At 60.6% G+C, this 14,540-nt stretch carries 9 protein-coding genes, 1 tRNA gene and 1 pseudogene; 6 read left to right on the forward strand and 5 right to left on the reverse strand.

The window, feature by feature from the left end:
- Positions 1 to 33: 33 nt before the first annotated feature.
- From dapF to ACZ9IM_RS17270, 3 genes are all read right to left on the reverse strand, one after another.
- Complete coding sequence (gene dapF / locus ACZ9IM_RS17260; protein WP_476224530.1) at positions 34 to 852, reverse strand: diaminopimelate epimerase; 819 nt, start codon at positions 850 to 852, stop codon at positions 34 to 36.
- A gap of 90 nt (positions 853 to 942) precedes the next feature.
- Positions 943 to 2,682 (reverse strand): dipeptidase, encoded by a 1,740-nt coding sequence (locus ACZ9IM_RS17265; RefSeq protein ID WP_476224531.1) that lies wholly within the window; start codon positions 2,680 to 2,682, stop codon positions 943 to 945.
- A 422-nt stretch (positions 2,683 to 3,104) separates the two neighbouring features.
- Complete coding sequence (locus ACZ9IM_RS17270; RefSeq protein WP_476224533.1) at positions 3,105 to 4,217, reverse strand: CapA family protein; 1,113 nt, start codon at positions 4,215 to 4,217, stop codon at positions 3,105 to 3,107.
- Positions 4,218 to 4,369: 152 nt separating this feature from the next.
- Between ACZ9IM_RS17270 and ACZ9IM_RS17275 the strand changes: the two genes are divergently transcribed.
- A tRNA-Gln gene (locus ACZ9IM_RS17275) sits at positions 4,370 to 4,444 on the forward strand.
- Between the two features lie 206 nt (positions 4,445 to 4,650).
- On the opposite strand, the gene ACZ9IM_RS17280 is transcribed toward ACZ9IM_RS17275, so the two are convergent.
- Both ACZ9IM_RS17280 and ACZ9IM_RS17285 read right to left on the reverse strand, forming a co-directional pair.
- Positions 4,651 to 6,651 carry a peptidase U32 family protein gene (locus ACZ9IM_RS17280; RefSeq protein WP_476224534.1) on the reverse strand — a complete coding sequence of 667 codons (2,001 nt, stop codon included), beginning with the start codon at positions 6,649 to 6,651 and terminating at the stop codon, positions 4,651 to 4,653.
- A gap of 111 nt (positions 6,652 to 6,762) precedes the next feature.
- Positions 6,763 to 8,649: pseudogene (locus ACZ9IM_RS17285) on the reverse strand (sigma-54-dependent Fis family transcriptional regulator).
- A 373-nt stretch (positions 8,650 to 9,022) separates the two neighbouring features.
- Here ACZ9IM_RS17285 and ACZ9IM_RS17290 point away from each other — a divergent pair.
- The 5 genes from ACZ9IM_RS17290 (at position 9,023) to ACZ9IM_RS17310 (ending at position 14,408) form a co-directional block, all read left to right on the forward strand.
- Positions 9,023 to 10,081 carry an ATP-NAD kinase family protein gene (locus ACZ9IM_RS17290; protein ID WP_476224535.1) on the forward strand — a complete coding sequence of 353 codons (1,059 nt, stop codon included), beginning with the start codon at positions 9,023 to 9,025 and terminating at the stop codon, positions 10,079 to 10,081.
- Positions 10,082 to 10,114: 33 nt separating this feature from the next.
- A complete protein-coding gene (locus ACZ9IM_RS17295; RefSeq protein ID WP_095631147.1) occupies positions 10,115 to 11,092 on the forward strand; it encodes a thiamine pyrophosphate-dependent dehydrogenase E1 component subunit alpha in 978 nt (325 codons plus the stop codon).
- Positions 11,093 to 11,125: 33 nt separating this feature from the next.
- Positions 11,126 to 12,145 carry an alpha-ketoacid dehydrogenase subunit beta gene (locus ACZ9IM_RS17300; protein WP_123494889.1) on the forward strand — a complete coding sequence of 340 codons (1,020 nt, stop codon included), beginning with the start codon at positions 11,126 to 11,128 and terminating at the stop codon, positions 12,143 to 12,145.
- The gene (locus ACZ9IM_RS17305) at positions 12,142 to 13,254 is read left to right on the forward strand and encodes an acetoin dehydrogenase dihydrolipoyllysine-residue acetyltransferase subunit (RefSeq protein ID WP_476224536.1); all 1,113 of its coding nucleotides are present in this window, start codon (positions 12,142 to 12,144) and stop codon (positions 13,252 to 13,254) included. The genes ACZ9IM_RS17300 and ACZ9IM_RS17305 overlap by 4 nt, the downstream gene beginning before the upstream one ends.
- 89 nt (positions 13,255 to 13,343) lie before the next feature.
- Positions 13,344 to 14,408 carry a 2,3-butanediol dehydrogenase gene (locus ACZ9IM_RS17310; RefSeq protein ID WP_476224645.1) on the forward strand — a complete coding sequence of 355 codons (1,065 nt, stop codon included), beginning with the start codon at positions 13,344 to 13,346 and terminating at the stop codon, positions 14,406 to 14,408.
- Positions 14,409 to 14,540 lie beyond the last annotated feature (132 nt).

Genomic DNA, 14,540 nt, shown 5'->3' on the forward strand with positions numbered 1-14,540 from the left:
TCAGAATAGGTCAGTTACGCGATGGCTGCCGATTCATAGCCTGTAGGAGAGGCTGTCGTGAACGGTTCCCGAGAACGTTGTCTCTACCGGCCCGATGAGAAAGACAGGTCCCACGCCATCCCATTGAACCGTTACGGTGCCGCCATCACATTCGACCTCAACGCAATGATCTAACAAGCCACGACGAATGCCGTTAACAGCGGCGCCACAAGAGCAGGAGCCTGAGCCGAGTGGAATCCCGCCCCCGCGCTCCCAAATGCGCAATCGAATGTGCTTTCGATTAATGATCTGGACGAAATGCACATTCGTCTTGAGGGGGAATAGAGGGTTGGTTTCAATGGTTGGACCGAGGGTCGCTATATCGACGGCGGTTAGATCATCGACGAAATAGGTGCAGTGCGGATTGCCCATACTGGTCGCTGCTGGGTCACCCGCCAGTGGTAAAACAGCAGTATCCAGTTCCAGCGCCAGGGGAATTTCCGACCAGCCGAAAAGCGGTTCTCCCATGTTGACGGAAATCGCACCGCTTGAGGTTCGCTCACACGTGAGTAGGCCACGGTTGGTTCGCAGTGTTATCGACGTAGTATTTGATTCGCGCATCAGCATATCCGCGGCCCCTCGCGTTGCGCTGCCACACGCATCCAGGGTGGAACCATCGGCATTCCAGAACATCAGGCGCGCAACGGCATCATCGCAATTGAGCACCACCGCGAGTTGATTGAACCCGATTCCTCGGTGCCGATCACCCATTCGCCGGGCTATGGCGCTTGTCATTGGATTGGCCGAATTTCGCGAGTCCACGATGACGAAGTCATCGCCATTGGCGTGCATTTTATGAAAACTCAGCGGCATAAAAGGATCCTGTCGACCAGGCATGGAAGGCCACCAGCCTCAGTCGCATAGAAGTGGACCCGCCAGAATAGCGGGTCCGAAAGGGGAGGATCAGAGTTTCGGCATCTGCCCGATGCGCCCGAACATTTCGGTCACGATCTGCAGGTCCAGCAGGAACTGGTCGACGGTCTTGAACTCGTTGTCGTTGTGGCCGGTGTACTTGACCTCGGGCCTGGCCAGGCCGAACTGCACGCCATTAGGTAACTCATGGACCGAAGTGGCGCCGGCAGAGGTGCCGAATTTGTGTTCCATGCCGAGGTTTTCGCTGGCCACGGCCAGCAGGGCCTTGACCCATTCACCCTCAGGGTTGCGGTGCATCGGCTCGGCGATCGAGTAGTCAAAGGCCGCCGCAATGTGGGTCTTCTTGCTCCAGGTGCCAAGCTTGTCGGCGATTTCGGTCTTGAGCACTTCCGGGGATTTGCCCTTGGGCACCCGCAGGTTGACCGCGAGCTTGAAGGCTTTTTCATCCATCCCGACATAGGTCAGGGATGCGGTCAGCGGTCCCATGAAGTCATCGGAAAAGCCGACCCCCAATTTGCCACCCAGGTAGTCCAGTCCCCAGTTGTCGGCGGCGTAGCGGGCGGCGTCGGTAATGTGGTTGTGCTTGAGCGCGACCTTCCCGTCGAGGCTGTTGATGAAGTCCAGCATCCTTGCTACCGGATTGACGCCCGATTCGGGCTCGGAGGAGTGGGCGGAAACGCCGGTGATTGTCAGTTTGACGTCCTTGCCGACGACCTTGGCGCTCACCTCGAAGTTGCTGCCATTGCGCTTGGCATAATCGCTACCTGCCTTCTGCAGGCTGGCAGCCAATTCGGCGGGCTTGGCGGTTACCAGGGTGGCGACCGACGTCGATGGAATCTGGTTGGTTGCCAGGCCCCCCGTCATTGCAGTGATTTCGGCGCCTTTGCCCTGTGCGGCGCGCCGAGGAAAACTGGCCATGACGGTGCCGTAGCCTTTCTCGGCAATCACCACCGGATAGCCGCCATCCAGCGCCAGGTTGTAGTTGGGCGTCGGGTTGTGTTCGAAGTAATAGGGGATGGCGTCGCCGGTGGTTTCTTCGGTGGTGTCTACCAGCAGCTTGAAATTCCTCGCCAGCGGCAGCTTCTCTTCCTTGATGATCTTCATGGCGTAGAGCGCCACCACGATACCGTTCTTGTCATCCTCGGTGCCGCGGCCATACAGGCGGTCACCGACCAGAGTGACCTTGAACGGATCGAGTCGGGTGCCGTCTTTCAGGACCCAGTTCTCCGGCGTTACGGGCACCACATCGGCATGCGCGTGAATGCCTACGACTTCGTCGCCATTGCCTGCGAGGGAGATTTCATAGACGCGGTTGTCGATGTTGCGAAAATTCAGGTTGAACGCTTGGGCAAGGCCCTTGAGCTTGTCGGCGATCTTGATGAATTCGGGATTGTCGTGCTGGGCAACGCCGTCCACGCGGAAGGTCGGGATTGCCACCAGCTCGCGCAGGGTCTCGGTGGCCGCGTTGCCGTATTTCACCCGTGCATAGAGGCCAAGCAGGCGATGGATCTCGTTCTGTTGTTCAGCGGTAAGCGGTTTGTCGCCCTGGAAGGCACTGATTGCCGGGCCGAGGTCGCTGGTGTGGGCAAGGTCGCTCGTGGCCAGGCGTCCCAGGAATTGCCTGAAATCGGTGACCGATGTGTCACTGAAGGTCTTGAGGATGGTCGCGCTCTGTTGCGGGGTGATGTTGGCGTGCGCTGACGTGGTGAACGACGAAAGGCTGGCCAGCATCAGGGTTGTCGCGGCCAGGTGCTTGAGTGAAAAATCCATTGTTGGGGGCATTCCTTTGCAGGCAGGTTGTAAGAAATATCTGGTCGATGAGTCAGAAACTTTTCCAAACTAACACCACATGGGAGTGGTACGGGAGTCCCTGACGTGGGATCTGTCGCACAAAAATGCAAAAGCGACGCAGAAACGAAAAAAACCGGGAAGGTTGCCTAGTGCCAGTCAGTTAAGCCGTAATGTTATCCGTAGCAGCTGCCGAGCCTGCGAGGGTGCGTTCGGCTGCGAAGCAGTCGTAAAATCAGAAATTGTGGTGTGTCAGGCAGACTGCATCTATCGGACTCACGACTGCTACGCAGCCGAACGCAGCCTCGCGGGCTCGGCAGCTGCTACATGGATTGCGTCGTGGCTGAAATTGCTAGCTGACTGGCATTGGAGAGTTCCCTGGGCTTTCACATGTCCAGAGGCTCTTACCAACGCAACTCGAAGGCATTTTTCGAGCCCGGCTGGATGCTGCTGCCCAAGCGTGCGCACTCGCGAGAAAGGGTGTCGTGCAGCCATTGACGGTCATCCCCTTCGGCGCGACAGATGCGAAAGCCACGCAGGTGAGTGGGGACCAGATCCAGCGACTGCAGGTGCCCGTTCGGGTCCAGCGAGGCAAAGTACAGAAGCCCCAGGTCGCCGCGAAAGGCTGTGTGGCCCTCGATGCCTTCGTAATCGTTCAGCAGATCACCGCAGCCATAGAGAATCAGATGTTCGCGGTACACCTCGATGCCCTTGATGTGGTGTGAGGAATGTCCATGCACTACGTCAACTCCGGCTTCGTCGATCAAGGCATGGGCGAACCGGACCTGCTCGCGCGGGATATCGAACCCCCAGTTGCCGCCCCAGTGAATGGAGGCGACCACCAGGTCCCGCGGTTTTTTACCCTGGAGAATCCGTTCGGCCACAGGGCGCAGGCTGTGCATCGACAGATCCTCCAGGCGCGCAACGCCTGCGCGCCTGTCCGTGGCGTCCCAGTCCGGCGGTATGTCACTGTCAGGTGCGCCGAGGCCATACACCAACAAGCGTCGCCCGCCAGGCAGCGGCAGTACAGCGGGTGCTTCGGCAGATTGCCGGTTGTGCCCGGCGCCGGCGCTGCACATGCCGTTGCTCGACAAAGTATCCAGCGTATCGGCCAGGCCGGCGGCTCCCCAGTCCAGCACATGGTTGTTGGCCAGCACGCAGCAGTCGATGCCGGCTGCGCTGATGGCCGGGAAGTTCTCCGGGCTCATGCGGTAATTGATGCCTTTTGGCTCCGGTCGTCCGCGGCGCGACACCGCTGTTTCCAGATTGATGATGCGTGCGTGTGGCTGGCGACGTTCGAACTCATCCAGCGCAGCGCCCCAGACATAGGTGAAATCGACGGGGAGGGGAATCGGGCCATTGAGTCTTTCTGCCAGCCGGACGTAAACGCCGGCATTCTTGACACAGTCTTCGTAAAGACGCGGATCGCCAGGATGTGGCAGTACTGAGTCGATGCCGCGGGCGGTCATGACATCGCCGGCGAGAAACAGCTTCAGAGTATCGGTAACAGCCGCCATGGCACCCTCCAGCATCAAGAGTAAGCATCTGTTTTAAAACAAATATATTTTTGTGTTGGCCTTCCCAGACGAAGAGAAAGTTGATAAATTCCCGCCCGTTCTTGCAGCGACCCTTACAGGGCTTGTAGCGCAAGGGCACTCGCTACAGATACAGGGGCGTCGCCAAGCGGTAAGGCAGCAGGTTTTGATCCTGCCATGCGTTGGTTCGAATCCAGCCGCCCCTGCCATTTTCCTTATACTCATCCAAGTATGGCTCCGCCGGCAGGTAGTGCGGGAGTCCTGGAGAGTCGTCTTTACAGAAAACGCCAACGCCAACGCCGATCCGGCCTGGCGTTTTTTTATGCCTGCAAATCCATCTGAGTGAGTCCTTTAACATTCAACCGTCTTGCGAGCGCAGCGAGCGCGGCGCCGTAGCGGCGCGCTCGCCAGTCACTCAGTGGGGCGCACGAGGGATGGTCTTGAGCAGCTCTTCAGGGCTGATGTGGCCGACGACCTGCTGCACCACGCTGCCCGGTTGCGGCAGGTCAAGGATGTGCCCCTTCATCTTGCCGATCACGTGCATCTCGCAAGGCTTGCAGTCGAACTTCAGCGTCAGCACCTCATCGCCATGCACCAGTTGCATCGGCGCGACTTTAGTGCGCACGCCGGTGACGCCCTTGGCCTGTTTGGGGCAGAGGTTGAAGGAGAAACGCAGGCAGTGCTTGGTGATCATCACCGGCACCTCGCCGGTTTCCTCGTGAGCCTCATAGGCAGCGTCGATCAACTTGACGCCGTGGCGGTGATAGAAGTCGCGGGCTTTCTGGTTGTAGACGTTGGCCAGGAACGACAGGTGCGACTCCGGGTACACCGGTGGCGGATTGGTCTCGGCCTTGCGACCACCCCGTGGGTGGGCTTTGATGCGGGCCGCGGTCAGCGCTTCGATGACCTCGCGGCGCAAGGCCTTGAGCTGCGAGTTGGGGATGAAATACGCCTGCGGTGCATCCAGCTCGATAGCCGTGGCGTGGTACTGAGTAGTGCCCAGTTGGCCGAGCAGGTCGTGCAGCTGTTCCAGCGCCTGCTCCGGCTTGTTGGCCAGACCGAATGGACCGTCCAGGGCGACACTGGCGCTGACACCTTCCTCGCTGGTGGCCGTCAGTTCCAGGCGATCCTCACGCAGGCGAGCGACCCAGGCAACACCCACCCGGCGCTCGGCGGAGGTCTTGAGCAGGGCTTGGTGCCAGTTGTGGTCGAGGTTGCGGCTCAGCGGGTGATTCGGTCGCAACTGGTGCAACCCTTTCGGCATCTCATTAGGTTCCACACGATAGCGGTAGCGCTTTTCCCCGTCCTCTTCGAACTCGCCCTTCGGCTCGGCGATGTTGGTACGCCAGCCCACGACTTCACGCTTGACCAGCACATTGAGGCCGTCGCCGTTGGACAGCGGTTCGTGGGTGACCACCAGCAGATCGCGCTTGCCGACTTTCTCCACCACGCCCACCGGCAGGCCAGTGAAGGTCGGTGTGTCGAAGGCGCCAATGTCGATCTTGCGGTCGCTGACGAAGTAGTCGGTGCTGCCACGGTGGAAGGTCTTTTCCGGATCGGGCAGGAAAAAGTGCGCGGTGCGGCCGCTGGACGCGCGGGCCAGGTCCGGGCGGTCTTCGAGGACATCGTCCAGGCGCTGGCGATACCAGGCGGTGATGTTCTTCACATAGCCCATGTCTTTGTAGCGACCCTCGATCTTGAACGAGCGCACGCCGGCTTCCACCAGCGCGCGGATGTTGGCGCTCTGGTTGTTGTCCTTCATCGACAGCAGGTGTTTTTCGTAAGCGATGACACCGCCTTTTTCGTCCTTGAGGGTGTAGGGCAGGCGGCAAGCCTGGGAGCAGTCGCCACGGTTGGCGCTTCGACCGGTCTGCGCATGGGAAATATTGCACTGGCCGGAGAACGCCACGCACAGTGCGCCATGGATGAAGAATTCGATCGCCGCATCGGTTTCGTCGGCGATGGCGCGGATCTCCTGGAGGTTCAGCTCGCGGGCCAGTACCAATTGGGAGAAGCCAGCCTGGTCGAGGAACTTCGCCCGCGCCAGGGTGCGGATGTCGGTCTGGGTGCTGGCGTGCAGCTCGATCGGCGGAATGTCCAGTTCCATCACGCCCAGGTCCTGGACGATCAGCGCGTCGACGCCGGCGTCGTACAACTGGTGGATCAGCTTGCGGGCCGGCTCCAGCTCGTTGTCGTGCAGGATCGTGTTGATGGTGGTGAACACCCGGGCGTGGTAGCGACGGGCGAATTCCACCAATTGGGCGATATCGCTCACCTCGTTACAGGCGTTGTGGCGGGCGCCGAAACTCGGACCCCCGATGTACACGGCGTCGGCGCCATGCAGGATGGCCTCTCGGGCGATGGCCACGTCGCGGGCGGGGCTGAGCAGTTCCAGGTGATGTTTGGGCAGGGACATATTTTTTAGTCTGGCTTGTCACGGTCAAGGTGCGCATTGTAGCGGCGAAATGTTTGATCGGCACCCATAGGCCCCTCCGGCGACGAGCGGGGCGGCCGGATGAAGCTGTGGTTAGCCTCTGCCAGGCATGTCGATGTCATGTTGATGCACCCGCCGATACAGCGTTGCCCGTGAGATGCCCAAGGCCTTGGCCGCGGCGGTGGGTTTCCAGCGATGACGCACGAGGGCATCGATGAGTGCCTGGCGTTCCGGACTGGCGCAGCGTTCCACGGTGTCAGCTGAAGCCGGATCATTGGGTCGATGGCCGAGCAGTTGCTCAGGCAAGTCACTCAACAGAACCAAATGGGTCTCGCACACCGCACAGGCGTAACGCAGCGCGTGCCGCAGTTCGCGCACATTTCCCGGCCAGCGATAGCCGAGCAGGCATTCCAGCGCGGCGCTTCCCAGTTGCACCGCTATCGCACAGGCCGACGATTCTTCTTCGAGTATCCGGTTGATCAAGGCCAGCCGATCGCTGCGCTCGCGCAACGGCGGTAACTGGAATCGCGCACCTCTGAGGCGAAAGTACAGGTCCTCGCGAAACTCCCCAGAGGTCACCAGCGCTTCCAGATCGCGGTGGCTCGCGCAGACGACCTGAATGTCTATCGCTTTGCTCCGTGATGCTCCGAGGGGCGCCACTTCGCCCTCGGCTAAAACCCGCAACAGGCGGGTTTGCAGGGGCAGGGGCATGTCACCGATTTCATCGAGAAACAGAGTGCCGCCATCGGCCTGTTCCAGCAGCCCTTGCATGCCTTTGCTCGAGGCACCGGTGAAAGCGCCGGCCACATAACCAAACAGCTCACTTTCGATCAGGTTTTCGGGAATCGCTGCGCAGTTCACCGCGATAAAAGGTCGCTCACGGCGCAGGCTAGCCTGGTGCAGCTGCCGGGCGAAGACTTCCTTGCCAGAACCGGTTTCCCCTTGGATCAGAACCGGCAGATTGCGGTCTTTGACCCGTACCGCAAGGCGCAGGCTTTCTTCCAGGCGCGGGTCGAGCTCGGCGGGTGACAGCACCCGGCGCGCAGGGTTGCGTTTGACCCGCCGTGGCGCGCTGAGTCGTCCATGCAAGGCGTGGCGGCCACCTTGGCCGTGAAGCAGGCAAAGCGATTCGTCCCTGGCCCGATGCAATAACTGCTGATCGAACACTTGGTCGATGTGTTCCGGCAGCTAGCCAAAGCTTTGCAACAGCCACTGCCGCGCCGCAGGGTTCAGCGCCTGCAGGCGTCCGTCATCGTCCCAGGCGAGCAGGTAATCGGGTTGGCTGTCGACGTAGCCCGGGCTGTTGTGAGCCCGCAGCACCCAGTAGCCCTGGGCACTGCTCATGAAAAACGCCTGTTCTATTTCCCGCGCGCTCTGCACCACCATCTGCCGGATCAGGTGTTGCGAACGGCGGTCGTCCGCAGAGCGCACCGCGGACACATCAAGCACTCCGAGCAGTTCACCCCGAGGGTCGAAGACGGGAGCAGCAGAGCAGGTGAGTCCGATAAAAGCGGCGCGGAAGTGATCTCGCTTATGCACCGTGACCGGTGTTCGTGCGGTCAGCACCGCGGCCACCCCACAGGTGCCTTCCTCACCTTCTGACCAGCAGGTGCCCAGGTACAGGCCGGCTTTGCGGCAGTCATTTCGGATAGTGCTTTCCACGCGGTAGTCGATGGTCTGGCCCTGGGCATCGGTAAGCAATACGCAGTAATCGGCATCGCGCACGCGACCATGGAGGCGGGCGACTTCTTCGCTGGCGATGCGCAGGAACAGTTCGGAGCGTTCTTGACACTCCTGCAGCACGTTCTGCGAAAGGATCCGTGGCCCTTGTAATGAGCCGGGGTCCAGGTGGTGTTGCTCCATGGAGCGGCGCCAGGAGTCCAATATCAAGTCCGGCACAGGCAGTTGCGGCAGGTGCGCTGCGTTCTTCAAAACACGGCTGACGCAATCCACGTGCGCCTTCGAGTGGGCGGAAAGCATTTAAGGTCTCCGGTTCGATGTTCTTTTAGTTGTGCGGCCATTAAGCGCCGTTCAGGAACGCTCGACAAGCATCGGTTCACTCACGGCGGCGGTGAGACGCAACGTCTCAAGGTCTCACCACAAACCCGTGCTGGCTGACATGGGACGTCTCAATCGAGCGTGATCCCAACCCTCATGGGCTCAAGTCGGAGCCGCTCTGGAACAGGCATCCTGGCGCTTTTTTGCAAATCTGGCACCGGCCTTGCTCTAGTCCCTGAAACGTAGCCCCTGCAACCTAGTCCCAGCAACAAGTGCGCTGCCAACCCGATAATAAAAAGAGGTGCCCTATGTCCTCCAGCCGAGGCCTTTTCTCTGTTCTACCTGTGGTGCTGGCATGAGTCGCTTGCCATTGACCGTCGGCATCATTGCCAACCCGGCGTCCGGCCGGGATGTACGGCGCCTGACGGCGAATGCCGGGTTGTTTTCCAGCACCGACAAGGTCTCGGTGATCCAGCGGCTGCTGGCAGCTTTTGGTGCCACCGGTGTAGAGCGGGTGCTGATGCCCACCGACATGACCGGCATCGCCGCTGCGGTGTTGAAGAACAGTCATGGCCGCCAGGCGCGTGACAGCCACTGGCCCACCCTGGAGTTCCTCGACCTTACCTTGCGCCAGAGCGTGGCGGACACTCGCCAGGCTGCGCGCTGGATGGCTGAACGCGGCGTGTCGCTGATCGCCGTACTCGGCGGTGACGGTACCCACAAAGCGGTGGCTGCAGAAGTCGGCGACATTCCACTGCTGACGCTGTCGACAGGGACTAACAATGCCTTCCCGGAACTGCGTGAGGCCACCAGTGCCGGGCTGGCCGGCGGGTTGTTCGCCAGCGGGCGGATTCCACCCGAAATCGCTTTGCGCCGCAATAAACGTCTGCTGGTGCGGATTGCGAACCGCGACCTGTGCGAAGTGGCCTTGGTGGACGTGGCGGTGTCCTCGCTGCCGTTTATCGGCGCCCGCGCCATCAGCCGCGGGATCGATCTGGCGGAGGTGTTTGTAACCTTCGCCGAACCTCAGTCCATTGGCATTTCGGCGCTCTGTGGCTTGTGGTTTCCGGTATCGCGCCAAGCCCCCAATGGCGCCTGGATGCGCCTTGATCCGCAATCTTGCGAAGCGTTGCTGGTGCCACTGGCGCCCGGGCTGTTGCAAGGCTGCGGCGTGCTCGCCGCCGCCAGCCTTGAACCCGGCGTTGCCCATCGTCTGTGCCTGACCAGCGGCACCCTGGCCCTGGATGGCGAGCGGGAAATCGAATTCAACGCCCATGACTTACCCACCGTTACCCTCGATGCCGGCGGTCCGCTGAGCATCGACGTCAATGCGGCCTTGGCCTATGCAGCGCGAGAGCGGCTGCTGGCCATCGGCCGTGAACATCCGCAACACCCTTTGAACCTTGCACCTTGAAACCTGAGCCTCAAGACACCCTGGAGAATAAAAATGTCGACACAGCTGACCGCTGATCAATTGCTGCATGCCTATCGGGTGATGCGCACCATCCGCGTTTTTGAAGAGCGCTTGCACGTGGAGTTCGCCACCGGCGAGATTCCCGGTTTCGTCCATCTTTATGCCGGCGAAGAGGCCTCGGCCGCCGGTGTCATGGCTCACCTGGGGGATGATGATTGCATCGCCTCCAACCACCGTGGCCACGGCCATTGCATCGCCAAGGGCGTTGATGTGTACGGCATGATGGCCGAAATCTACGGCAAGAAAACCGGGGTTTGTCAGGGCAAGGGCGGCTCCATGCACATTGCCGATTTCGAGAAGGGCATGCTCGGCGCCAACGGCATCGTCGGAGCCGGCGCACCGTTGGTTGTGGGCGCGGCTCTGGCCGCCAGACTCAAAGGTACGGACAGCGTCGCGGTGGTGTTCTTCGGCGACGGCGGCTCCAATGAAGGTGCGGTGTTCGAAGCAATGAACATGGCTTCGGTGTGGAACCTGCCGTGCCTGTTCGTTGCCGAGAACAATGGTTATGCCGAGGCCACGGCCTCCAACTGGTCTGTGGCGTGCGATCACATCGCCGACCGCGCGGCCGGCTTCGGCATGCCTGGGGTCACCGTCGACGGCTTCGATTTTTTCGCTGTTCACGAAGCCGCCGGTGCCGCCGTGGAACGGGCTCGAGCGGGTGAAGGACCGTCGCTGATCGAGGTCAAGCTCACCCGCTATTACGGTCACTTCGAGGGCGACGCCCAGACCTACCGGGCACCGGACGAGGTCAAGTATTTCCGCGAGCACAATGACTGCCTGATGCAGTTTCGCGAACGCACCACCCGGACCGGTTTGATTAATGCCAGCCAGTTGGACCAGATCGATAGCGAAGTGGACCTGCTGATCGAAAATGCCGTGCGCAAGGCCAAGTCCGACCCCAAGCCGAGTGCGGCCGACCTGCTGACCGACGTCTACGTTTCCTATCCCTGAACGCCCCCTATAACAAGAATCGAGACCTTCATCATGGCGAGAAAAATCAGTTATCAGCAGGCAATCAATGAAGCTCTGGCCCAGGAAATGCGCCGCGATCCCACCGTGTTCATCATGGGGGAAGACGTCGCTGGCGGCGCCGGTGCTCCCGGTGAAAACGACGCCTGGGGCGGGGTACTGGGCGTGACCAAGGGCCTCTATCACCAATTCCCCGGACGCGTGCTTGACACGCCGCTGTCGGAGTTGGGTTATGTCGGTGCCGCGGTAGGCGCAGCGACCTGCGGCGTACGCCCGGTGTGTGAATTGATGTTTGTCGACTTTGCCGGTTGCTGCCTGGACCAGATCCTCAATCAGGCGGCCAAGTTTCGCTACATGTTCGGTGGCAAGGCCTCCACTCCGTTGGTGATTCGCACCATGGTCGGCGCGGGCCTGCGGGCAGCGGCCCAACACTCGCAAATGCTCACATCGTTGTGGACCCACATCCCCGGGCTGAAAGTCGTCTGCCCGTCGTCCCCTTACGACGCCAAGGGCCTGTTGATCCAGGCTATCCGCGACAACGACCCGGTGATCTTCTGTGAGCACAAACTGCTCTACAGCATGCAGGGCGAGGTACCGGAAGAGCTCTATACCATCCCGTTCGGTGAAGCCAATTTCCTGCGCGATGGCAAGGACGTGACGCTGGTCTCCTATGGGCGCACGGTGAATACGGCGATGGAGGCAGCCCGCAGCCTGGCCGCGCGAGGCATTGACTGCGAGGTCATCGACCTGCGCACCACCAGCCCGCTGGACGAAGACAGCATTCTCGAAAGCGTGGAAAAAACCGGGCGCCTGGTGGTGATCGACGAAGCCAACCCGCGCTGTTCCATGGCCACCGACATTTCGGCCCTGGTGGCGCAAAAAGCGTTCGCCTCGCTCAAGGCGCCAATCGAGATGGTGACTGCGCCGCACACACCGGTGCCATTCTCCGACGCCCTGGAAGACCTCTATATCCCTGATGCGGCGAAGATCGAAAACGCCGTGCTCAAGTTGATCGAGTGGAGCAAGCGTTCATGAGCCAGATCCATACCCTGACGATGCCCAAGTGGGGCTTGTCGATGACAGAAGGCCGGGTCGATGTCTGGCTCAAGGAGGAGGGCCAGGCGATCGCCAAGGGCGATGAAGTACTCGATGTGGAAACCGACAAAATTTCCAGCAGCGTCGAGGCGCCGTTTTCCGGTGTGTTGCGTCGGCAGATCGCGCGCCAGGATGAAACCCTTGCGGTCGGTGCGTTGCTCGGCATTGTGGTCGACGGCGAAGCCAGCGAGGCCGAAATCGATGCGGTGATCGAGCAGTTTCAGGCCGCGTTCGTACCGGGTGACGGAGCCGAGGTAGACAGTGGGCCGAAGCCGCAGAAGGTCGAACTGGACGGGCGGCTGATCCGTTACTTCGAGCGCGGCGAAGGCGGGGTGCCGTTGCTGTTGGTGCATGGGTTTGGCGGTGATCTGAACAATTGGATGTTCAATCATGAAGCACTGGCTGCCGAACGCCGGGTGATCGCTCTGGATCTGCCAGGCCATGGCGAGTCGACCAAACAGCTGGAACGCGCAGACCTGGATGAGCTGAGCGGCGTGGTGCTGGCATTGCTCGATCACCTGGACATTCCCGTAGCGCATCTGGTGGGTCACTCCATGGGCGGTGCGGTATCACTGAACACTGCGCGTCTGGCTCCACAACGGGTACGTTCCCTGAGCTTGATCGGCAGCGCCGGTCTGGGCGCGGAAATCAACGGCGATTACCTGCAAGGTTTCGTCGAGGCGGCCAGCCGCAATGCCCTCAAGCCACAGCTGGTGCAACTGTTCTCCGACCCCGAACTGGTCAATCGGCAGATGCTCGAAGACATGCTCAAGTACAAGCGCCTGGAAGGGGTGGACGCGGCCCTGCGCCAGCTGGTTTCGGGATTGTTCAAAGAAGGACGGCAACAGTTCGATCTGCGCGACGTGGTGCAAGAAAGCCGGCAGCCGGTGTTGCTGATCTGGGGCGGTGACGACGCGATCATTCCTGCGGCCCACAGTGCCGGCCTGACAGCCCGGATCGAAATCCTACCGGGCCAGGCGCACATGGTGCAGATGGAAGCGGCCGAGCAGGTCAACCGGCTGATTCTGGACTTTGTGCAACAACACTGATGCTCCCATGGCGACCTTTTGCGGATCGCCAAGGCCAACGACTTCAAGGAGATTTCAACATGAGCCTTTCAATTGATCCTACTCGCCGCATGCGTGCCGCTGTCTGGCATGGCCGTCACGATATCCGTGTCGAAGACGTTCCGCTGCCCGTGTCGCCACCTGCGGGTTGGGTCCAGATTCGCGTGCAATGGTGCGGTATTTGCGGCTCCGACCTGCATGAATACGTGGCCGGGCCAGTGTTCATCCCGGTGGATGCGCCACACCCGCTGACCGGTATCAAGGGGCAGTGCATTCTCGGTCATGAGTTCTGTGGCGAAATCGTCGAACTTGGAGCCGGTGTTGAAGGGTTCAGTGTGGGCGAGCCGGTGGCAGCCGATGCCTGTCAGCACTGTGGCACCTGTTATTACTGCACCCATGGGTTGTACAACATTTGCGAGAACCTGGCCTTCACCGGGCTGATGAACAATGGTGCATTCGCCGAGTTGGTCAACGTGCCGGCCAATCTGCTGTACAAGTTGCCGGCCAACTTTCCCGCCGAAGCCGGGGCGCTGATCGAACCGTTGGCCGTGGGCATGCACGCGGTGAAAAAGGCCGGGAGTGTGCTGGGGAAAAATGTGGTAGTGGTTGGCGCGGGAACCATCGGCCTGTGCACCATCATGTGCGCCAAGGCCGCTGGTGCGGCCCAGGTCATCGCCCTGGAAATGTCAGGAGCGCGCAAGGCCAAGGCTCTGGAGGTTGGGGCGAGCCATGTGCTGGACCCCAATGAATGTGACGCTCTGGCAGAGGTACGGCGGCTGACCGGCGGACTTGGGGCGGATGTCAGCTTCGAATGCATCGGCAACAAACACACGGCCAAGCTCGCTATCGACCTCATTCGCAAGGCCGGCATGTGTGTGTTGGTGGGCATCTTCGAAGAACCCAGCGAGTTCAATTTCTTCGAGTTGGTCGCCACCGAAAAACAGGTGCTGGGTGCGCTCGCCTACAACGGCGAGTTCGCTGACGTGATTGCTTTTATCGCTGATGGCCGGCTGGACATCACACCGCTGGTAACCGGGCGCATTCAACTGGAACAGATCGTCGGGCAGGGCTTTGAGGAATTGGTCAACAACAAGGAGCACAACGTGAAAATCATCGTTTCACCCGCTCGAATCTGAGGCCACCTGAGGCGTGCGGCCACGAAACATCCGTGAGAGGCCCACTCTGGACTACGCTTTGGAATCCAGGCTGGACGATCAGGTTCTTTCAGAACTTTGAAAAAACCTGATCGTTCGCCAAGTACTACAGGG

It is taken from the genome of Pseudomonas sp. TE12508, from assembly GCF_056279485.1.